We start from the raw sequence: 19,877 nt of genomic DNA, 5'->3' as shown, positions 1-19,877 counted from the left end.
CCGTCCATACGCTGGACCCATGACGGTCGCCCCGCCCGCCGGCAACGCCCCCGGCACCCGCGCGACGAGGGGCGCCGCCAAGCACCCTGCGCAGGTGTGGCCGCTGCTGGTCGGTGTCGCGGTGCTGGCGGGATGCACGGCGGCCGGCATCGGGGCGTTGGCGCTGGCCGATGCGCTGCTCGACACCGGCCTGCCCGATCCGGGGCCGGCCACCACGCTGGGGCTGCCGTTCGTCCGCGCGGCGGGCGAGGTTGCCACGGTCCTGGCCGTCGGTTCCTTCCTGTTCGCCGCCTTCCTGGTGCCCCCGCAGAAGAGCGGCGTGCTGGACGCCGGCGGCTACCGTGCGCTCCGCACGGGGACGTGGGCGTCCGGGGTGTGGGCGGTGTGCGCCGCGTTGCTGGTCCCGCTGACCATCTCCGACGTGTCGGGCCAACCGTTGAGCGAGCGCCTCAACCCGCTCACGCTGTGGTCGTCGGCCGGCCTGGTCACCACCGCCTCCGCGTGGCGCTGGACGGCGATCCTGGCCGCGCTGGTCACGCTGGCCAGCGTGTCGGTGCTGCGCTGGTCGTGGACGGCGCCGCTGTTGGGCGCGTCGCTGCTGACCCTGATCCCGCTGGCGCTGACCGGACACTCCTCGGCCGGCGGCTCGCACGATCTGGCGACCAACAGCCTGCTGATCCACCTGGTCGCTGCCGGCCTGTGGGCCGGCGGCCTGCTCGCGTTGCTGGCCCACGCCCTGCGTGGAGGTGACCACCTGGGCCTGGCAGCGCGGCGGTTCTCGGCGATCGCGCTGTGGTGCTGGATGGCCATGGGCGTGAGCGGGGTGATGAACGCCCTGGTGCGGTTGCTGCCGTCGGACCTGCTGACCACCTCCTACGGGCGACTGGTCGTCGGCAAATTCCTGGCGCTGTGCCTGCTGGGCGTCCTCGGCTGGCGTCAGCGCCGCTCGGGGGTCGCCGCGCTGCGCGACGACGCGAGCCCGCCGCACGCGCGCCGGGCCCTGATTCGGCTCGCGCTGATGGAAGCCGCGGTGTTCGGTCTGACCTTCGGCATCGCCGTCGGGTTGGGCCGCACACCGCCCCCGCCGCCGCCGATCCGGCTGCCCTCGCCGGCGGAAGCCGAGGTCGGCTACAACTTCGACGGGCCGCCGACCACGGCGCGCGTCCTGTTCGACTGGCGTTTCGACCTGATCTTCGGCACGGCCGCGATCGTCTTCGCCGCGGTGTACGTGGCGGCGGTGGTGCGGCTGCGCCGGCGCGGCGACCGGTGGCCGGCGGGCCGGACGCTGGCGTGGCTGCTCGGGTGCCTGACCCTGTTGTTCATGACGTCCTCGGGCGTCGGCCGGTACATGCCGGCGATGTTCAGCATGCACATGGTCGCCCACATGGGGTTGTCGATGCTGGTCCCGATCCTGCTCGTGCTGGGCGCCCCGGTCAGCCTGGCGCTGCGCGCGCTGCCGGCCGCCGGTCGTGACGATCCCCCGGGTGTGCGGGAATGGTTGTTGGCCGCACTGCACAGCCGCTGTTCCCGGTTCCTCACCAACCCGGTCGTGGCCACGGTCCTCTTCGTCGCCGGTTTCTACGGGTTGTACTTCTCGAGCCTGTTCGACACCGCGGTGAGCAGTCACGCCGGGCATCTGGCGATGAACGTGCATTTCCTGCTCAGCGGCTACCTGTTCTACTGGATCGTCATCGGGGTGGACCCCACGCCGCGCCCGATCCCGCCGCTGGCCAAGGTCGGCGTGGTGTTCGCGTTGTTGCCGCTGCACGCGTTCTTCGGGGTGGTGCTGATGGGCACCCGACGAGTCCTCGGCGCCGACTACTACCGGTCACTGGGGCTGGGCTGGCACACCGACCTGTTTGGCGATCAGCGGTTGGGCGGCGCCATCGCCTGGGCGGCCGGCGAAGGCCCCCTGGTGATCGTGATGCTGGCGTTGCTGATCCAGTGGGCGCGCAGCGACGACCGCATGGCCCGGCGGTTGGACCGGGCGGCCGAACGCGACGACGACGCGGGCCTGACCGCCTACAACGCGATGCTGGCCCGGCTCGCGCGGCATGAGACGACAGAACTGCGCTAGAGGTAGTGATACCGGGCCTGGAGAATCTGCAGATCATCGCCGACGACGCGGTAGACGAGCCGATGCTCCTGGGTTATCCGCCGAGACCAGGCGCCGGCGAGCCCGTATCTCAACGGCTCCGGCTTACCGATGCCTTCCTGCGGCGACCGACAGGTGTCCGCGATGAGCTTGTTGATCCGCTTGAGCACCGCACGGTCGACGGTCTGCCAATGCTGGTAGTCCTCCCACGCCTGTGGTGAGAAGACGATGTTCACTCGGCGGGTTCGGCCCGGATCCCGCGGCCCTGGTCCAGGGCGTCAGCAGCATCGAGGAGCCGGCGGGCATTGGCCGGAGAGCTGAACAGGTATGCCGTCTCCTGCCATGCTTCCCAGTCCTCGGCGGACATCAGCACGGCGCGACCAGCCTTCGATGTGATCTCGACCGGCGTCCGGTCGGCGTTGACCCTCTCGATCAGGGGGAACAGGTTCTTGCGCGCCTCGCTTGCGGTGATTGCCACCGAGGGCCTCCTTGCTAGTGGTACAAGATATGGTACCACATAGGTCGGTCCGAGGGGCCTGCAGCGACGCCGTCCCGCCAGTGCTGTGTGTTTCTCGAAAGCCGCGGCAAAAGTATCGATCTGACTCACCGACGGACTGATCCACAGTCACCGTTTTATCCACAGTGCCGGCGCGCGGGCCCCGTCGGCGACCGAGTCCGTCGGTGGTCCCGAGCTGAATGGCGGTCGTATAGGGCGGTGACCTGTTCACCAAGCCATGACAGAGAAATCGAGAAAGGGATCAGCCAATGTTCGAAACTCCGCTTACCGTAGTCGGTCACATCGTCAACGACCCCCAGCGCCGCCGGGTCGGTGACCAGGAGCTCATCAAGTTCCGGGTGGCCAGCAATTCCCGTCGCCGCACCGGTGACGGTGGCTGGGAGCCGGGCAACTCGCTGTTCATCACGGTCAACTGCTGGGGCAAGCTGGTGACCGGCGTGGGTGCCGCGCTGGGCAAGGGAGCGCCGGTGATTGCGACCGGACACGTGTACACCAGCGAGTACGAGGACCGCGACGGCAACCGCCGTTCCTCGCTGGAGATGCGGGCCATCGCGGTCGGGCCGGACCTGTCGCGCGCCCTGGTGCGCATCGAAAAGCCCGGGTACACCGGTCCGGAACCGGCTCCTGCCCCGGCGGAGGCCGCCGCCGACGGCAAACCGGCCGAGGACGCCGCCGCCGCCGACGACGACGCCGCGGGCGGCAACCCGCTGCCGCTGTCGGCCTAGCGGCCGGCCCGGCGCCGTCGGGCGATGCCTAGGATGGTCCGCGAGATCATTTTGCAAGACCAGAAAGGCAAAACCGCGGCATGGCTGAGTTCATCTACACGATGAAGAAGGTCCGCAAGGCGCACGGCGACAAGGTCATCTTGGACGACGTCACGCTGAGCTTCTACCCGGGCGCCAAGATCGGTGTCGTCGGCCCCAACGGCGCCGGCAAGTCGAGCGTCTTGCGGATCATGGCCGGACTGGACAAACCCAACAACGGTGACGCGTTCCTGGCCGCCGGCGCCACCGTCGGCATCCTGCAGCAGGAGCCGCCGCTGAACGAGGAGAAGACGGTTCGCGGCAACGTCGAAGAGGGCCTGGGCGACATCAAAGTCAAGCTGGACCGTTTCAACGAGGTCGCCGAACTCATGGCCACCGACTACTCCGACGAGTTGATGGAGGAAATGGGGCGGCTGCAGGAGGACCTCGACCACGCCGACGCGTGGGACCTCGACTCGCAGCTCGAGCAGGCCATGGACGCGCTGCGCTGCCCGCCGCCCGACGAGCCGGTGACCAATCTGTCCGGCGGTGAGCGTCGCCGGGTGGCGTTGTGCAAGCTGCTGTTGTCCAAGCCCGACCTGCTGTTACTGGACGAACCGACCAACCACCTGGACGCCGAGAGCGTGCAGTGGCTCGAGCAGCACCTGGCCTCCTATGCGGGGGCGGTGCTGGCGGTGACCCACGACCGCTACTTCCTCGACAACGTCGCCCAGTGGATCCTCGAGCTGGACCGCGGCCGCGCCTACCCCTACGAAGGCAACTACTCGACCTACCTGGAGAAGAAGGCCGAGCGGCTGTCGGTGCAGGGCCGCAAAGACGCCAAGCTGCAGAAACGGCTGGCCGACGAGCTGGCGTGGGTCCGGTCCGGCACCAAGGCGCGTCAGGCCAAAGGCAAGGCGCGACTGCAGCGCTACGAGGAAATGGTCGCCGAGGCCGAAAAGACGCGGAAGCTCGACTTCGAGGAGATCCAGATTCCGGTCGGGCCGCGACTGGGCAACGTGGTGGTCGAGGTGGCCCACCTCGACAAGGGCTTCGGCGGACGCACCCTGATCAAGGACCTCTCGTTCACCCTGCCGCGCAACGGCATCGTCGGCGTCATCGGCCCCAATGGTGTCGGCAAGACCACGCTGTTCAAAACCATCGTGGGTCTCGAGGAGCCGGACAGCGGCACCGTCAAGGTCGGCGAAACGGTCAAGCTCAGCTACGTCGACCAGGACCGCGCCGGCATCGACCCCAAAATGACCGTGTGGGAAGTCGTCTCGGACGGGCTCGACTACATCGAGGTCGGCCAGAGCGAGGTGCCGTCTCGGGCCTACGTGTCGGCGTTCGGGTTCAAGGGACCCGACCAGCAGAAGCCGGCGGGGGTGCTCTCCGGTGGCGAGCGCAACAGGCTCAACCTCGCGCTGACGCTCAAGCAGGGCGGCAACCTGATCCTGCTCGACGAGCCGACCAACGACCTGGACGTCGAAACGCTGAGCTCGCTGGAGAACGCCCTGGAGAACTTCCCCGGCTGCGCGGTGGTGATCTCCCACGATCGCTGGTTTCTCGACCGCACCTGCACGCACATCCTGGCGTGGGAGGGCGACGAGGACAACGAGGCCAAGTGGTTCTGGTTCGAGGGCAACTTCGGGGCCTACGAGGAAAACAAGATTGACCGGCTGGGCGCCGAGGCCGCGCGTCCGCACAGAGTGACCCACCGCAAGTTGACGCGCGGCTGACGTCGGCCCGCGCTGACATCCGTCGCAAGTTGGGAGCAATCGGCATGACGATCGATCCCGGGGCTAAGCAGGACATTCAGCCGTGGACCACGTTCTCCGAGGACGAGGACATTCCCGAGTGGATCTCGACGGCCTACCTCGAGAGCTATCGCGGTCCGCACACCGACGAGCTCGGGGAAGCCGGGCCGATCGATCCGAGCCTGCCCGCCGCCATCGTGACCCCGGCGATGCTCGGTGCGCACTATCGGCTCGGCGAGCACCGCCCGGCCGGCGAAAGCTGCGTGGCCGTATACCCCCTGGACGATCCCGCGGGGTTCGGGCCTGCGCTGCAGGTCGTCACCGACCACGGCGGGATGCTGATGGACTCCGTCACGGTGCTGCTGCACCGCCTCGGTGTCGCCTACGCGGCCATCATGACCCCGGTGTTCGAGGTGCGGCGCAGCCCCGAGGGGGACCTGCGCGGCATCGGGCCGAAGCCCGCCGGCGCGTCACCGTATGACGGCGAGGCGTGGATACACGTGCAGCTGTCCCCGGCCGTCGACACCAAGGCCCTCGCCGAACTCGAGCGGCTGCTGTCCAAGGTGCTGGCCGACGTCCAGCAGGTCGCCAGCGACGCAACGGATCTGATCGCCGCGCTCGAGCAGGTGACCGCCGCCGTCGAAGCCAACTCCGACGACCATTTCGCCGCACCGGACCGCGACGAAGTGGCCGCACTGCTGCGCTGGCTGGCCGACGGGAACTTCCTGCTGCTGGGCTATCAGCGCTGCCAGGTGCACGACAGCGAGGTCTCCGGCGACGGGTCGAGGGGCCTCGGCGTGCTGCGGACACGCACCGGTTCCCGGCCCCGGTTGACCGACGACGACCAACTGCTGGTCCTGGCCCAGTCCGTGGTCGGCAGCTATCTGCGCTACGGTGCCTACCCGTACGCCATCGGGGTCCGCGAGTACGTCGACGACGGCATCGTCGAGCACCGCTTCGTCGGGCTCTTCACCATCACAGCCATGAACGCGGACGTGCTGGAGATCCCGATGGTCTCGCACCGGGTCCGCGAGGTGCTCACGATGGCCGACAGCGACCCCGCCTATCCCGGGCAGCTCCTTCTCGACGTCATCCAGACCGTCCCGCGGTCGGAATTGTTCACCCTGAGCGCCGAACGGCTGTTAGCGATGGCCAAAGCCGTGGTCGACCTGGGATCCCAGCGGCGCGCATTGTTGTTCCTGCGCGCCGACCGGCTCCAGTACTTCGTCTCCTGCCTGGTCTATGTGGCCCGCGACCGCTACACCACACCGGTGCGGCGCCAGATCGAGGACATCCTGGTGCGCGAATTCGGCGGGACACGACTCGAATTCACCGCGCGTGTCAGCGAATCCCCATGGGCACTGATGCATTTCATGGTGCGGCTGCCTCCGAAACAGGAAGGTGTCGCCGTCGCTCCGGTCGACACCTCCGAAGAGAACCGGGTCCGGATCCAGGCGATGCTGAGCGAAGCCGCCCAAACCTGGTCCGACCGGCTGCATGGCGCCGCGGCCGACGACACCGTCGCACAGGCGGACGCCGAGCACTACGCGGCCGCCTTCCCCGAGGCCTACAAGCAGGCCGTCGCGCCCGCCGACGCCATCGACCACATCCGCATCATCAACGAGCTGAGCGACGACTCGGTCAAGCTGGTGTTCTCCGACAGCGGCGAAGAGGGGCTCGCCCAGCTCACCTGGTTCCTGGGAGGGCACACCGCGTCGCTGAGTCAGCTGCTCCCGATGCTGCAGAGCATGGGGGTCGACGTGCTCGAGGAGCGGCCGTTCACCGTCACCCGGGCCGACGAGCTGCCGGTGTGGATCTACCAGTTCAAGATCTCACCGCACCCGACCATCCCGCAGGCGTCGTCGACCGAAGAGCGCGACGCGACGGCACAACGGTTCGCCGACGCGGTCACCGCGATCTGGCAGGGCCGCGTCGAGATCGACCGATTCAACGAGTTGGTGATGCGCGCGGGCCTGGCCTGGCAGCAGGTCGTGCTGCTGCGCGCCTACACGAAATACCTGCGGCAGGCCGGGTTTCCCTACAGCCAGTCCCACATCGAGGCGGTGCTCAACGACCACCCGTCGACGGCGCGGTCGCTCGTCGCACTGTTCGAGGCGCTGTTCAACCCCCAGGGATCTTCCGGGAGCCGCGACGCGCAATCGGCGGCCAACGCGGTCGCCGCGGACATCGACGCGCTGCGCAGCCTGGACACCGACCGCATCCTGCGCGCCTTCGCGTCGCTGGTCCAGGCCACGCTGCGCACCAATTACTTTGTGACGAAAGAGGGTTCGGCCCGCGCCCAGAACGTGCTGGCGCTCAAGCTGGACGCGCAACTGATCGACGAGTTGCCGCTGCCGCGGCCCAAATACGAGATCTTCGTGTATTCCCCCCGCGTCGAGGGTGTGCACCTGAGGTTCGGCCCGGTGGCCCGCGGCGGGTTGCGCTGGTCGGACCGCCGCGACGACTTCCGCACCGAGATCCTGGGCCTGGTCAAGGCGCAGGCGGTGAAGAACGCCGTGATCGTGCCGGTCGGCGCCAAGGGCGGGTTCATCGTCAAGGGCCCGCCGCTGCCCACCGGTGATCCCGCCGCCGACCGGGACGCCACCCGCGCCGAAGGTGTGGCCTGCTACCAGCTGTTCATCTCCGGGCTGCTGGAGGTCACCGACAACGTCGACCACTCCACCGGGAAGGTCAACCCCCCGCCCGAGGTGGTGCGGCGCGATGGCGACGACGCCTACCTGGTGGTGGCCGCGGACAAAGGCACCGCCACGTTCTCCGACATCGCCAACGACGTCGCCAAGTCCTATGGGTTCTGGCTGGGCGACGCGTTCGCCTCCGGCGGGTCGGTCGGCTACGACCACAAGGCCATGGGCATCACCGCCAAGGGTGCGTGGGAGGCGGTCCGACGGCACTTCCGGGAGATGGGGGTCGACACCCAGGCCGAGGACTTCACCGTCGTCGGCATCGGCGACATGAGCGGCGACGTGTTCGGCAACGGCATGCTGCTGAGCAAGCACATCAAGCTGATCGCCGCCTTCGACCACCGGCACGTCTTCCTCGACCCGGACCCCGACCCCGAGGCGTCCTGGGAGGAACGCCGACGGCTGTTCGACCAGGCGCGCTCCAGCTGGGACGACTACGACAAGTCGCTGATCAGCGAGGGTGGCGGCGTGTATGCCCGCGAGCAGAAGGCGATCCCGGTCAGCGAGCAGGTCCGCGCCGCGCTGGGCATCGACGGCGACTCCGAGGAGATGGCCCCGCCCAACCTGATCAAGGCGATCCTGCAGGCGCCGGTGGATCTGCTGTTCAACGGCGGGATCGGCACCTACATCAAGGCCGAATCCGAGTCCGACTCCGACGTGGGCGACCGCGCCAACGACCCGGTCCGCGTCAACGGAAACCAGGTGCGCGCCAAGGTGATCGGCGAAGGAGGCAACCTCGGTGTGACGGCGCTGGGTCGCGTCGAGTTCGACCTGTCGGGCGGGCGCATCAACACCGACGCGATGGACAACTCCGCCGGTGTGGACTGCTCGGACCACGAGGTCAACATCAAGATCCTGATCGACGCGCTGGTCACCGCCGGCAAGGTGGACCCCGACGAGCGCAAAGAGCTGCTGGAGTCCATGACCGACGAGGTGGCACGGCTGGTGCTCACCGACAACGAGGACCAGAACGACCTGATCGGCACCAGCCGCTCCAACGCGGCCAGCCTGCTGCCGGTGCACGAACGCCAGATCAAGTTCCTGGTCGAAGAACGCGGCCTCAACCGCGAACTGGAGGCGCTGCCGTCGGAAAAGGAGATCCGCCGCCGCTCCGAGGCGGGCATCGGGCTCACCTCGCCCGAGCTGTGCACGCTGATGGCGCACGTCAAGCTCGGTCTCAAGGAGGACATGCTGGGCACCGAACTGCCCGAGCAGGACGTGTTCAGCTCCCGGTTGCCGCTCTACTTCCCGACGCCGCTGCGGGAACGGTTCACCCCGGAGATCCGTGCCCACCAGCTGCGCCGCGAGCTCGTCACCACCATGTTGATCAACGACCTGGTGGACACCGGGGGCATCAGCTACGCCTTCCGGATCGCCGAGGACGTCGGCGTCCAGCCCGTCGACGCGGTGCGCACCTACGTGGCCACCGACGCCATCTTCGGGGTGGGCGACCTCTGGCGGCAGATCCGCGCGTCGGACATACCGGTGGCCCTGTCGGACCGGCTCACGCTGGACACCAGGCGCCTGATCGACCGATCCGGGCGCTGGCTGCTCAACTACCGCCCGCAGCCGCTTGCCGTCGGCGCCGAGATCAACCGCTTCGCCGCGAAGGTCAAGGAGCTGACCCCGCGCATGTCGGAGTGGCTGCGCGGTGACGACAAGGCGATCGTGGAAAAGGAAGCCGCCGAATACTCCTCGCAGGGCACGCCCGAGGATCTGGCCTACCTGGTCGCCGCCGGCCTGTACCGGTTCAGCCTGCTCGACATCATCGACATCGCCGACATCAACGAAATCGACGCCGCCGAGGTCGCCGACACCTACTTCGCCCTGATGGACCGGCTCGGCACCGACGGGCTGCTCACGGCGGTATCCGAGCTGCCCCGCAACGATCGCTGGCATTCGTTGGCGCGCTTGGCCATTCGCGACGACATCTACGCATCGCTGCGCTCGCTGTGCTTCGATGTGCTCGCCGTCGGGGAGCCCGACGAGACCGGCGAGGAGAAGATCGCGGAGTGGGAGCACCTCAGCGCCTCGCGGGTGGAACGGGCCCGCCGGACGCTGGCCGAGATCCAGGAGAGCGGGGCAAAGGATCTGGCGACGCTGTCGGTGGCCGCGCGGCAGATCCGGCGCATGACCCGCACCAGCGGCAGGGGCTCGTCGAGTTGAGCGTTGGTTACGTCGCACCCGTGCCGGTGCGCTGGTCGGACATCGACATGTACCAGCACATCAACCACGCCACCATGGTCACGATCCTGGAAGAAGCGCGGGTGCCGTTCCTCGCCGAGCCGTTCGCCCTCGACATCGCCACGGTCGGGTTGCTGATCGCCGACGTCCGGGTCACCTACAAGGCGCAGCTGCGCCTCGCCGATTCGCCTCTGCAGGTGACCATCTGGACCAAGCAGTTGCGGACGGTCGACTTCACGCTGGGCTACGAGGTGCGTTCGGTCGGGGCCGCGCCCGAGTCCAAGCCGGCTGTCATCGCCGAGTCGCAGCTGGCCGCGGTCCACATCGAGGAGCAGCGACTGGTGCGGCTCTCACCACACCAACGGGAGTACTTGCAACGGTGGCTGCGGTGACAGGAGGCGGAGCCGAGCGAGGACTGTGGCTGGGGCCGCAAGGCGGTGCCGCCCAGCGAGCGGACCTCGCCACGTTCGTCGATCGCGCGTTGCGACTCGACGACACGGCGGTGATCCGGTTGCGTGCTCGGGCCGGTGGGCTGGTGACCGCATGGGTGGCAACGGGTTTCGACGTACTGGTCTGTCGCGTGGTGGGGGGCACCGTGCGGCCCGGCGACCTGTCGGTGGCCGCGGACGGATTGGCGCGCGGCCTGGCCGCGATGGACGCCTCGGGCTACGTGGATCCGGGCTTTTCGATGGACTCGGCCTGGCGGGGTGCACTGCCCCCGGAATCCGGCTTCATCCACGTCGACGACGTACCGGCCCGGGTGATGCTGGACCTAGCCGAGCGCGGCGCGCGACTTGCCAAGGAACACAGCAGTTCCCACGGCCCGCCCGTCTCACTGCTCGACCAGGAGGTCATCCGGGCCAGTTCGGCCGAGGTCGAGATAGGTGTGCCCATGCGTTGTGTGTTCGCTTTGACCGCAATGGGATTCCTGCCACAGCAGGCGGATGCCATTCCCGCCGAAGAGATCATCCGGGTCCGCGCCATGCCGAACTGGCTGCGCATCGACGCCAGGTTCGGCTCGGTGTACCGGCGTCGCGGCGACCCGGCGCTGGTGCTGCGCTGAGGATCAGGTTCCCTGGGCCGTCCACAAGGGCGGAACGCAGTCGCGGCGATTCCGGTTGGCTCACCGTCCACGCCTGAGGTCCGATGCACGCAGCGGGACTAGACGAGCCACGCCGCGGCGTCGGGCGGCAAGGCGCCGCCGGCCGGCGGCACGCTGGCCAGGATGACCTCCCCCTGCGGCAGCGGGATCGGCCGGCTGCCCGCGTTGAGGACGCAACGCAACCCGCCCGCGCGGCGGCGGAAAATCAGCGCGTCGGCCGGCGCCGTCAGCCAGTCGATCGCGGTGCCTTCGAATTCCGCACGGGCCCTGCGCAACTCGATCGCCTGCCGGAAGAACGACAACGTCGACCCGGCGTCGGCGCGCTGCTTCTCGACCGTCAGCGCCGCCCAGTCCTCCGGCATCGGCAGCCAGGTGTCGGCGGAGCCGGAGAAACCGAACGGGGGAGTGTCACCCGACCACGGCATCGGGACCCGGCAGCCGTCGCGGCCCCGCTCGGTGTGTCCGGAGCGTTCCCACGTGGGATCCTGCAGCACCTCGTCGGGCAGGTCGACGTCGGGCAGGCCCAGTTCCTCGCCGTTGTAGACGAACACCGCACCGGGCAGGGCCAGCGTCACCATGGCCATGGCGCGCGCCCGGCGCAGCCCGGCCTCCCCGCCGCCGTAGCGGGTGACCTCCCGGCCGACGTCGTGGTTGGACAGCGTCCAGGTCGGGGTGGCGTCGACGAGCGCCGCGGCCGCCAGCGAGTTCTGGATCGCGTCGTGGATCTCGGTAACGTCGAACTCGGTTCGGGTGAGCCGGAAGTTGAAGCCGAGGTGCAGCTCGTCGGGCCGCAGATATTCCGCCCAGCGGCGATTGTCGGTGACCCACACCTCGCCGACGGTCATCGCCCCGGGGTAGTCGTCGACCACCGTGCGGATGTCGCGGTGGATGGCGTGCACGTTCGGGTTGTTGAAGCGCGGGTCGTCGTCGGTGTGGCGCAACACCGTGCTGTTGTCCTTGGCGTCCGGCAGGCCCTCGGGCTTGGCCATGCCGTGCGCCACGTCGATGCGGAAGCCGTCCACGCCGCGCTCCAGCCAGAACCGCAGCGTCTTCTCGAAGTCGTCGAAGACCTCGGGATTGTCCCAGTTGAGGTCCGGCTGCTCGGCGTCGAAAAGGTGCAGGTACCACTGGCCGGGCTCGCCGTCGGGCTCGACCACCCGCGTCCAGGCCGGGCCGCCGAACACCGACTCCCAATTGTTCGGCGGCACCGCCCCGTCGGGGCCTTGCCCGTCGCGGAAGAAATACCGATCCCGCGCCTCGGTGCGCGGACCCGCGGCCAGCGCGGCCCGAAACCACGGGTGCTGGGAGCTGGTGTGGTTGGGGACGACGTCCATGGTGACCTTGATGCCCCGCTGGTGTGCGGCCGTGACCAGCCGCTCGAACGCCGCCAGCCCGCCGAACAACGGATCGATGTCGCGCGGGTCCGCCACGTCGTAGCCGTGATCGGCCATCGGGGACACGGTGACGGGGTTGAGCCAGATCGCGTCGACACCGAGCTCTTGCAGGTGGCCCAGCCGGGCCGTCAGCCCGTCCAGGTCGCCGACCCCGTCGTCATTGCTGTCGGCGAACGACCGCGGATAAACCTGGTAGAAGACCGCGTTCGACCACCACGGCGTGTCCGTCGCGCCCGCCATCAGATGGTCGAGTTCACGAGCGAGTGGGCGGCCATCTCGAGGTAGTCCAGCAACTCTTTGCGGTGCTCGTCGTCAAGCGTCTGCGAGTCGATGGACGCGACGGCGGTGTGCATGCAGCGCAACCACGCATCCCGCTCGATGGGCGTGATCCGGAATCGGGCGTGGCGCATCCGCAGCCGCGGGTGGCCGCGCTGGTCGGAGTACGTGCGCGGGCCGCCCCAGTACTGCTCGAGAAACATCCGCAACCTTTCCTCGGCGCCCGCCAGGTCGTCGGCGGGGTACAGCTCGCGCAGGACCTCGTCCTCGGGAACCTGCTCGTAGAACCGCGAGACGATCGCGTTGAAGGTTTCGGCACCGCCGACGGCGTCGTAAAAGCTGACCTGATCCATCTCCTCCATTGTGGTGCATGGGGCGGCGGGCGAGGCGCGCCGGGCGCAAACCTGCGCCAAGACTTGCCTGCTGTTCACCGGATGGACACGGCTCACCCCGGGAATAGGGGTGCGATCCGCGGCGAATCATGGTGGACTATCCGCGGAGGATCTATGGCGCAGGGCAAGAGACGCCGCAGCCACCGCAGTTCCGGTGCCGCGGCAGGGTCGACCGAGCCAGCGACCGCGTCATGCCTGCACAGTGTTGAGAGTTACCCTCCCCCTCGCCCGGACGGCTCGTCGATCTGGAGCCGGCGGCGGGTGCTGCTGCTCAACTCCACCTACGAGCCGCTCACGGCGCTGCCGATGCGGCGCGCCATCGTGATGGTCATCTGCGGCAAGGCCGACGTGGTGCACCACGACCCGGCCGGACCGGTCATCCACTCGGCGACCAGTTCGATCGTGGTGCCCTCGGTGATCCAGCTGCGGGCATTCGTGCGGGTGCCCTACCGCGCCCGCGTGCCGATGACCCGCGCCGCGCTGATGCACCGCGACCGCTTCTGCTGCGCCTACTGCGGCGCGAAAGCCGACACCGTGGACCACGTGGTGCCGCGCAGCCGCGGCGGCGACCACTCCTGGGAGAACTGCGTCGCGTGCTGCTCGACGTGCAACCACCGCAAGGGCGACAAGCTGCTCGCCGAACTCGGCTGGACGCTGCGCCGGGCGCCGATGCCGCCGACGGGCCAACACTGGCGGCTGCTGTCCACGGTCAAGGAGCTGGACCCGGCGTGGACCCGCTATCTCGGTGAAGGCGCGGCTTAGCCGGTCCGGGGTCGTCCGGGGCTCATGCCAGGCCCATCCGGGTGCCCCGCAAGGCGCCCCGGTGGGATACGGTTTGCGTCGTGAGCCTTATGCAGATCCACCTGTTCTTTATCGGAATCCCGCTGCTGCTGGTGATCCTGCTGGCGGTGCCGATCTTCTCGCGCAAGGGGCCGCACCCCGCGACCTACAAGCTCTCCGAGCCCTGGACACATCCGCCGATCCTGTGGGCGGCCACGGACGAAGCCGTCGGCCACGCGCACGGTGGGCACGACGCAGCGAAGTTCTCAGTGGGAGGTGGCGCCAGTGGCACATGGTGAGCTAGCGACGATCGATCAGGGCGACCTGCCCGAGGGCGCCGTCATCACCAGCAGCGGACGGATCTCGGCGGTCACCGAGCCCGGCGAACTGTCGGTGAAGTATCCGTTCCCGATCAAGGACCTCGTCGCCATCGACGACGCGCTCAAATACGGCTCGCGGGCGTCGAGGGCGCGGTTCGCCATCTACCTGGGCGACCTGGGCAGCGACACCGCCGCCCGGGCGCGCGAGATCCTGGCCAAGGTGCCGACGCCGGACAACGCGGTGCTGCTCGCCGTCTCGCCCGACCAGTGCGCCATCGAGGTCGTCTACGGCTCTCAGGTCCGGGGCCGCGGCGCGGAGTCGGCCGCACCCCTGGGGGTTGCCGCGGCCGCATCGGCGTTCGAGCAGGGCGACCTGGTCGACGGGCTGGTCAGCGCGATCCGCGTGCTCAGCGCCGGGATCTCCCCGGCCTGATCGCCCCCTCGGCGTCCGGGGGTGTCGCGAGCGTGCGCACTTGTGCGCGGCACGCCGGTCACCGGCGTACAAACATGCACGCTCGCGACTCGCCGCGCCCTCAGCCGGCCGCGTCGAGTTTGCGGGCCTTCAGGGCCCGCTTGACCCCGGCCTGGCCTTCCAGCACCAGCCTGCGCAGGGCTGGCGGCACCTCCGACTCCGGGGCGCGCAGGAACTCGTCGGCGGCGGCGATACCGGCGTCGCTGATGTCCCAGTGCGGGTACAGGCCGATCACCACGGTCTGGGCGACCTCGCTGGAGCGGCGCGCCCACACCCCGGGGATCGCCTCGAAGTAGCGCGCCGCGAACGGTTCGAGCAGCTCGCCCTGTCCGGGCGCCGCGATGCCGGCGATCATCGACCGGGCCGTGATGTTGGCCAGGGTGTCGTCCTCGACCACCTTGGTCCAGGCCTCCTCCTTGACCCGCGGCTGCGGCCGAGCCGCCGCGGCCTGGGCGGCGTTCCGCCGGCCGGCGGCCGTCGCGTCGCGCCGGGCCTCGGCATCGATGAACGGGGTCGCGGGCCCGTCGGCGTCGATCGCGCCGGCGGTGGCCAGCGCGGTGACGATGCGCCAGCGCAGGTCGGTGTCGATCTCCAGGCCGGCCAGACCCTGCTCGGCCGGATCCCCGTCGAGCAGGGCGGTCAGCGTCTCGACGTGGCGGGTCGACAGCACCGAGGAGCACAGCGTGTTGACGAACGCGAGCTGGTGGTCGGAGCCGGACGCTGCGCCGCGCGCCAGCTCCAGCAGCCGGTCGGCGAACGCCGGCCAGCCCAGTTCGCGCGCCCAGCCCGGCTCGGCATAGGAGGCCAGCGCCGTCTGCGCCTGCATCAGCAGCCGCTGCGCGACGCCGACCTCGGTCTCGGCCTGCACCCCGCCGGACACCAGCGCCACGAAGTCCCGGGCCCGCATCTCGGCCTCGCGCGTCATCTCCCACGCCGCCGACCACACCAGCGAGCGGGGCAGCGGTTCGGCGATGTCGGCGATCCGCTCCAGCGCGGTGCGAAGTGACTCGGCATCGAGGCGCAGCGAGCAGTACGTCAGGTCGTCGTCGTTGACCAGGACGAGCTTGCCGCGCGAAACACCCACCAGCGCGGGCACCTCCGTCTGCGGACCCTCGACGTCGAGTTCCTCCCGGTGCACCCGGACCAGCTTGCCGGACCGGTCTTCGTCGTAGATGCCGATCGCCAGCCGGTGCACCCGGGTCTCCCCGGCGCCCGGCGCGGCGCCGCTCTGCGTGACCGCGAACCGGGTGAACCTGCCCTCAGCGCCCGGGCCGTCGACGTCGAACTCCGGCCGCAGCGTGTTCAGGCCGGTGGTTTTCAGCCACTGCCGTCCCCAGTCCGACAGGTCCCGGCCGGAGGCCTGCTCCAGCGCGGAGATCAGGTCGCCGAACGTGGCGTTGCCGAACGCGTGGGCGCGGAAGTAGTCGCGCAGTCCGGCCAGGAAGTGCTCCAGCCCCACGTAGGCCACCAGCTGCTTGAGCACCGACGCGCCCTTGGCGTAGGTGATGCCGTCGAAGTTGACCTCCACGGCGGCCAGGTCGGGGATCTCGGCGGCGATCGGGTGCGTCGAGGGCAACTGGTCCTGGCGGTAGGCCCACGACTTCTCGACGGTGGCGAACGTCGTCCAGGCCTCGGTGAACTCGGTGGCCTCGGCCTGGCACAGCACCGAGGCGAACGTCGCGAACGACTCGTTGAGCCACAGGTCGTCCCACCACGTCATGGTCACCAGGTCGCCGAACCACATGTGCGCCATCTCGTGCAACACCGTCTCGGCGCGCCGCTCGTAGGAGGCGCGGGTGACCTTGCTGCGGAACACGTAGTCCTCGAGGAACGTCACCGCGCCGGCGTTTTCCATTGCGCCGGCATTGAATTCGGGCACGAACAGCTGGTCGTACTTGCCGAAGGCGTAGGGCATGCCGAAGTTCTTGTGGTAGAAGCCGAATCCCTGCTTGGTCTGGGTGAACAACCGCTCGGCGTCCATGTACTGCGCCAGCGAGGCGCGGCAGTAGATGCCCAGCGGGATCTCGCCGTGTTCGTCGGTGTAGCGGTCCGTCCATTCGGCGTAGGGGCCGGCGATCAGGGCCACCAGGTAGGTGCTCATCCGGGGGGTGGTGGCGAAGGTGTGCACGCCGGCCCCGTCCGTCTCGTCAACCGATACGGTCGCGCCGTTGGAGACGACCTTCCAGTGCTTGGGCGCGGTCACTTTAAGGTCGAACGTCGCCTTGAGGTCCGGCTGGTCGAAGCAGGCGAACATGCGTTTGGCGTCGGCGGTTTCGAATTGCGAATACAGGTAGGTCTCGTCGTCCACCGGGTCGACGAACCGGTGCAGTCCCTCGCCGGTGTTGGAGTAGCGGCAGTCGGCGTCGACGACGACCACGTTGCGGTCGGCCAGCCCGCGCAGCGGGATGCCGGTCGACTCGTCATAGCCGGACACGTCGAGGTCGCGACCGTTGAGGGTGGCGCTGCGGATCGTGTCGGCGGCGATGTCGAGGACGGTGTCGGCGCCGGCGAGCGCGTCGAACACCACGGTGGTGGTGGACCGGAAAGCGCGGTCGCCGGGCGCGCCGGAGCCGTCGGTGAGGTCGAGGCTGATCTGGTAGCTGTCGACGGTGATCAACGCGGCACGTTCGACCGCCTGGTCCCGGGTGAGATTAGGAAGGGCCACGCGTCCAACTTACGTGCAGGAGGGGACGGGAACACACCCGCGGCGACTACGGTTGTGCTGGACGGTGTTCGCCAGCGTCATCCGCTTTCGAGGAGAGGACTGCGCCATGCCCGCAGAGGCCCCCGTCAAATCCCAGGCCGACTTCTGGTTCGACCCGTTGTGCCCGTGGGCGTGGATCACCTCCCGCTGGATCCTCGAGGTCGAGAAGGTTCGCGACATCACCGTGAACTTCCGTGTGATGAGCCTGGCGATCCTCAACGAGAACCGCGAAGGGCTCTCCGACAAGTACCGCGAGATGATGAAGCACGCGTGGGGCCCGGTGCGGGTGGCGATCGCCGCCGAGCAGGCCCATGGTACCGGCGTGCTGGGTCCGCTGTACACGGCGATGGGCACCCGGATCCACAACGAGGACAACAAGGACCTGCCCGAGGTCATCAAGGCGTCGCTCGCCGACGCCGGCCTGCCGGCCGAACTCGCCGAGGCCGCGGACAGCGACGCCTACGACGAAGCCCTGCGCAAGAGCCACCACGCCGGGATGGACGCGGTCGGTGACGACGTCGGCACGCCCACCATCCACGTCGACGGCGTGGCGTTCTTCGGGCCGGTGCTCTCGCGAATTCCGCGCGGCGCGGAAGCCGGCAAGCTGTGGGACGCCTCGGTCACCTTCAGCGCCTACCCCCACTTTTTCGAGCTCAAGCGGACCCGCACCGAGAAGCCCGAGTTCGACTAGCCCCCGGGGGGTGGCGCGACCGGGTCGGGCACAATGTCGGGCATGCGCGTCTACCTCGGTTCTGACCACGCCGGATTCGAGCTCAAGCAGAAAATCATCGAGCACCTCGAGCAATCCGGCCACGAGCCGATCGACTGCGGCGCGTACGGCTACGACGCCGAGGACGACTACCCGGCGTTCTGCATCGCCGCCGCAACGCGCACGGTCGCCGACCCCGAGAGTCTGGGCATCGTGTTGGGCGGATCGGGCAACGGCGAGCAGATCGCGGCGAACAAGGTCCCCGGGGCCCGCTGCGCGCTGGCGTGGAACGTCGAAATCGCCAAGCTGGCGCGCGAACACAACAACGCGCAGCTGATCGGCATCGGCGGCCGCATGCACACCGAGGCGGAGGCGCTGGCCATGGTGGACGCCTTCGTCAGCACGCCGTGGTCGAAAGCCGAACGCCACCAACGGCGTATCGACATCCTCAGCGAATACGAACGTACCCACCAGGCGCCGCCGGTGCCCGGCGCCGGGGCCTGAGCGCCGCGGGTGCCCGAAGGGCATACGCTGCACCGGCTGGCCCGGCTGCACCAGCGGCGTTTCGGCCGGGCGCCGGTCGCGGTGTCGAGCCCGCAAGGCCGCTTCGCCGACTCGGCGGCCCTGGTGCACGGCCGGGTGTTGCGACGCGCCGACGCCTGGGGCAAGCACCTGTTCCACCACTACGCCGGCGGCCCGATCGTGCACGTGCATCTCGGGCTGTACGGCACGTTCACCGAATGGCCGGTGCCCGCGGGTCCCGACGATGCACTCCCGGAAGCGGTCGGACAGGTGCGGATGCGCATGGTGGGCGCCGATTTCGGCACCGACCTGCGCGGCCCGACGGTGTGCGAGGTGATCGACGAGGGTCAGGTCGCCGACGTCGTAGCCAAGCTCGGGCCCGACCCGTTGCGCGGCGACGCTGACTCATCGTGGGCTTGGGTGCGAATTGCCAAGTCCCGCAGGCCGATCGGTGCGCTGTTGATGGACCAGACCGTCATCGCCGGCGTGGGCAACGTCTACCGCAGCGAGTTGCTGTTCCGCCACGGCATCGACCCGTTCCGGCCCGGCCGTGACGTCGGCGAGGCGGAGTTCGGGGAGGCGTGGACCGATCTGGTGGCGCTGATGAAGGTCGGGTTGTCGCGCGGCAAGATCGTCGTGGTGCGTCGCGAACACGACCGCGGCGCACCGTCGTACCGGCCCGGACGGCCCCGGACCTACGTGTACCGCCGCGCCGGGGAGCCGTGCCGGGTGTGCGGGGAACCGGTCCGCACCGCTGTACTCGAGGGCCGCAACGTGTTCTGGTGCCCGACCTGCCAGACGTGAACGACGCCGTACGTTTGCGTGGCCGCGGTCGCGGGGTACTCAGGCTCTCGTGAACAAAATTTCACAATTCGCTGCAGCGGCCGTCGCGATCGGCGGCCTCGGGTTGGCGGGCCTGGGGATCACCGCGGAGGCGCACGCGCAGCCGGGACCTTTCCCGCAATGGTGCCCGGGGGACTACTGGGACCCGGGCTGGGGACCGAACTGGGACGGCGCCAACTGCCACGACAACTGGCGCGGACCCGGTCCCAACCCGTACCCCGGACCCGGTGGACTGGGCGGTCCCGGCGGCCCCGGTGGCCCCGGTGGTCCGGGTGGTCCGGCCGGACCCGGTGGTCCGGGTGGCCCGGCCGGTCCCGGTGGCCCGGGTGGTCCCGGTGGCCCGCACTGACGAACGCTGACGCCGG

At 69.3% G+C, this 19,877-nt stretch carries 18 protein-coding genes; 13 read left to right on the top strand and 5 right to left on the bottom strand.

The window, feature by feature from the left end; all coding sequences use genetic code 11:
* Positions 1-19 precede the first annotated feature (19 nt).
* Positions 20-2,077, top strand: a complete 2,058-nt coding sequence (locus tag ACJ512_RS21065; RefSeq protein ID WP_407685789.1) for a cytochrome c oxidase assembly protein — start codon at positions 20-22, stop codon at positions 2,075-2,077.
* Here the strand turns inward: ACJ512_RS21065 and ACJ512_RS21060 are convergent.
* Both ACJ512_RS21060 and ACJ512_RS21055 read right to left on the bottom strand, forming a co-directional pair.
* Positions 2,074-2,331, bottom strand: a complete 258-nt coding sequence (locus ACJ512_RS21060; protein ID WP_407685790.1) for a Txe/YoeB family addiction module toxin — start codon at positions 2,329-2,331, stop codon at positions 2,074-2,076. The genes ACJ512_RS21065 and ACJ512_RS21060 overlap by 4 nt on opposite strands.
* Positions 2,328-2,573: a type II toxin-antitoxin system Phd/YefM family antitoxin gene (locus ACJ512_RS21055; RefSeq protein ID WP_407685791.1), complete on the bottom strand. Its 246-nt coding sequence runs from the start codon at positions 2,571-2,573 to the stop codon at positions 2,328-2,330. The genes ACJ512_RS21060 and ACJ512_RS21055 overlap by 4 nt, the downstream gene beginning before the upstream one ends.
* Before the next feature lie 287 nt (positions 2,574-2,860).
* Between ACJ512_RS21055 and ACJ512_RS21050 the strand changes: the two genes are divergently transcribed.
* From ACJ512_RS21050 to ACJ512_RS21030, 5 genes are all read left to right on the top strand, one after another.
* Positions 2,861-3,337 carry a single-stranded DNA-binding protein gene (locus ACJ512_RS21050; RefSeq protein ID WP_369737862.1) on the top strand — a complete coding sequence of 159 codons (477 nt, stop codon included), beginning with the start codon at positions 2,861-2,863 and terminating at the stop codon, positions 3,335-3,337.
* 80 nt (positions 3,338-3,417) lie between these two features.
* Positions 3,418-5,094 (top strand): energy-dependent translational throttle protein EttA, encoded by a 1,677-nt coding sequence (ettA, locus tag ACJ512_RS21045; RefSeq protein WP_407685792.1) that lies wholly within the window; start codon positions 3,418-3,420, stop codon positions 5,092-5,094.
* Positions 5,095-5,138: 44 nt separating this feature from the next.
* A complete protein-coding gene (locus tag ACJ512_RS21040; protein WP_369737864.1) occupies positions 5,139-9,980 on the top strand; it encodes an NAD-glutamate dehydrogenase in 4,842 nt (1,613 codons plus the stop codon).
* The gene (locus tag ACJ512_RS21035; RefSeq protein WP_407685793.1) at positions 9,977-10,390 is read left to right on the top strand and encodes an acyl-CoA thioesterase; all 414 of its coding nucleotides are present in this window, start codon (positions 9,977-9,979) and stop codon (positions 10,388-10,390) included. The genes ACJ512_RS21040 and ACJ512_RS21035 overlap by 4 nt, the downstream gene beginning before the upstream one ends.
* Positions 10,387-11,061 (top strand): hypothetical protein, encoded by a 675-nt coding sequence (locus ACJ512_RS21030; protein ID WP_407685794.1) that lies wholly within the window; start codon positions 10,387-10,389, stop codon positions 11,059-11,061. Before ACJ512_RS21035 ends, ACJ512_RS21030 begins: the two co-directional genes overlap by 4 nt.
* 98 nt (positions 11,062-11,159) lie before the next feature.
* Here the strand turns inward: ACJ512_RS21030 and ACJ512_RS21025 are convergent, their stop codons facing one another.
* Both ACJ512_RS21025 and ACJ512_RS21020 read right to left on the bottom strand, forming a co-directional pair.
* Positions 11,160-12,734, bottom strand: coding sequence for a glycoside hydrolase family 13 protein (locus ACJ512_RS21025; protein WP_369737867.1), 1,575 nt, complete (start codon positions 12,732-12,734; stop codon positions 11,160-11,162).
* Complete coding sequence (locus ACJ512_RS21020; RefSeq protein WP_369737868.1) at positions 12,734-13,123, bottom strand: globin; 390 nt, start codon at positions 13,121-13,123, stop codon at positions 12,734-12,736. Before ACJ512_RS21020 ends, ACJ512_RS21025 begins: the two co-directional genes overlap by 1 nt.
* A gap of 153 nt (positions 13,124-13,276) precedes the next feature.
* Between ACJ512_RS21020 and ACJ512_RS21015 the strand changes: the two genes are divergently transcribed.
* From ACJ512_RS21015 to ACJ512_RS21005, 3 genes are all read left to right on the top strand, one after another.
* Positions 13,277-13,924 (top strand): HNH endonuclease, encoded by a 648-nt coding sequence (locus tag ACJ512_RS21015; RefSeq protein WP_369737869.1) that lies wholly within the window; start codon positions 13,277-13,279, stop codon positions 13,922-13,924.
* Positions 13,925-14,013: 89 nt separating this feature from the next.
* Positions 14,014-14,241: an aa3-type cytochrome oxidase subunit CtaJ gene (ctaJ, locus tag ACJ512_RS21010; protein ID WP_369741510.1), complete on the top strand. Its 228-nt coding sequence runs from the start codon at positions 14,014-14,016 to the stop codon at positions 14,239-14,241.
* On the top strand, positions 14,228-14,695 hold the full coding sequence (locus ACJ512_RS21005; RefSeq protein WP_369737871.1) for a DUF5130 domain-containing protein: 468 nt from the start codon (positions 14,228-14,230) through the stop codon (positions 14,693-14,695). Before ctaJ ends, ACJ512_RS21005 begins: the two co-directional genes overlap by 14 nt.
* Before the next feature lie 100 nt (positions 14,696-14,795).
* Here ACJ512_RS21005 and pepN read toward each other — a convergent pair whose 3' ends face one another.
* The gene (gene pepN, locus ACJ512_RS21000) at positions 14,796-17,399 is read right to left on the bottom strand and encodes an aminopeptidase N (protein WP_407685795.1); all 2,604 of its coding nucleotides are present in this window, start codon (positions 17,397-17,399) and stop codon (positions 14,796-14,798) included.
* Between the two features lie 106 nt (positions 17,400-17,505).
* Between pepN and ACJ512_RS20995 the strand changes: the two genes are divergently transcribed.
* From ACJ512_RS20995 to ACJ512_RS20980, 4 genes are all read left to right on the top strand, one after another.
* On the top strand, positions 17,506-18,129 hold the full coding sequence (locus ACJ512_RS20995; RefSeq protein ID WP_407685796.1) for a mycothiol-dependent nitroreductase Rv2466c family protein: 624 nt from the start codon (positions 17,506-17,508) through the stop codon (positions 18,127-18,129).
* Positions 18,130-18,171: 42 nt separating this feature from the next.
* Complete coding sequence (locus ACJ512_RS20990) at positions 18,172-18,651, top strand: ribose-5-phosphate isomerase (protein WP_369737875.1); 480 nt, start codon at positions 18,172-18,174, stop codon at positions 18,649-18,651.
* Between the two features lie 9 nt (positions 18,652-18,660).
* A complete protein-coding gene (locus ACJ512_RS20985) occupies positions 18,661-19,473 on the top strand; it encodes an Fpg/Nei family DNA glycosylase (protein ID WP_407685797.1) in 813 nt (270 codons plus the stop codon).
* Between the two features lie 266 nt (positions 19,474-19,739).
* Entirely contained in the window at positions 19,740-19,871 is a 132-nt protein-coding gene (locus tag ACJ512_RS20980; protein WP_407685798.1) for a hypothetical protein, read from the top strand.
* Positions 19,872-19,877 lie beyond the last annotated feature (6 nt).

Source organism: Mycobacterium cajalii (assembly GCF_045809005.2).
In the GTDB taxonomy this organism is placed as follows: Bacteria; Actinomycetota; Actinomycetes; order Mycobacteriales; family Mycobacteriaceae; genus Mycobacterium.
The sequence above is the reverse complement of the archived record's forward strand: the minus strand, read 5'-3'. Positions and strand labels throughout refer to the sequence as shown.

What these genes read in the sequence shown, in the direction of transcription:
- ACJ512_RS21065 (WP_407685789.1), top strand. Translation starts at nt 20, where the DNA reads ATGACGGTCGCCCCGCCCGCCGGCAACGCCCCCGGCACCCGCGCGACG.
- ACJ512_RS21050 (WP_369737862.1), top strand. Translation starts at nt 2,861, where the DNA reads ATGTTCGAAACTCCGCTTACCGTAGTCGGTCACATCGTCAACGACCCC.
- ettA (WP_407685792.1), top strand. Translation starts at nt 3,418, where the DNA reads ATGGCTGAGTTCATCTACACGATGAAGAAGGTCCGCAAGGCGCACGGC.
- ACJ512_RS21040 (WP_369737864.1), top strand. Translation starts at nt 5,139, where the DNA reads ATGACGATCGATCCCGGGGCTAAGCAGGACATTCAGCCGTGGACCACG.
- ACJ512_RS21025 (WP_369737867.1), bottom strand. Translation starts at nt 12,734, where the DNA reads ATGGCGGGCGCGACGGACACGCCGTGGTGGTCGAACGCGGTCTTCTAC.
- ACJ512_RS21020 (WP_369737868.1), bottom strand. Translation starts at nt 13,123, where the DNA reads ATGGATCAGGTCAGCTTTTACGACGCCGTCGGCGGTGCCGAAACCTTC.
- ACJ512_RS21015 (WP_369737869.1), top strand. Translation starts at nt 13,277, where the DNA reads ATGGCGCAGGGCAAGAGACGCCGCAGCCACCGCAGTTCCGGTGCCGCG.
- ctaJ (WP_369741510.1), top strand. Translation starts at nt 14,014, where the DNA reads ATGCAGATCCACCTGTTCTTTATCGGAATCCCGCTGCTGCTGGTGATC.
- ACJ512_RS20995 (WP_407685796.1), top strand. Translation starts at nt 17,506, where the DNA reads ATGCCCGCAGAGGCCCCCGTCAAATCCCAGGCCGACTTCTGGTTCGAC.
- ACJ512_RS20990 (WP_369737875.1), top strand. Translation starts at nt 18,172, where the DNA reads ATGCGCGTCTACCTCGGTTCTGACCACGCCGGATTCGAGCTCAAGCAG.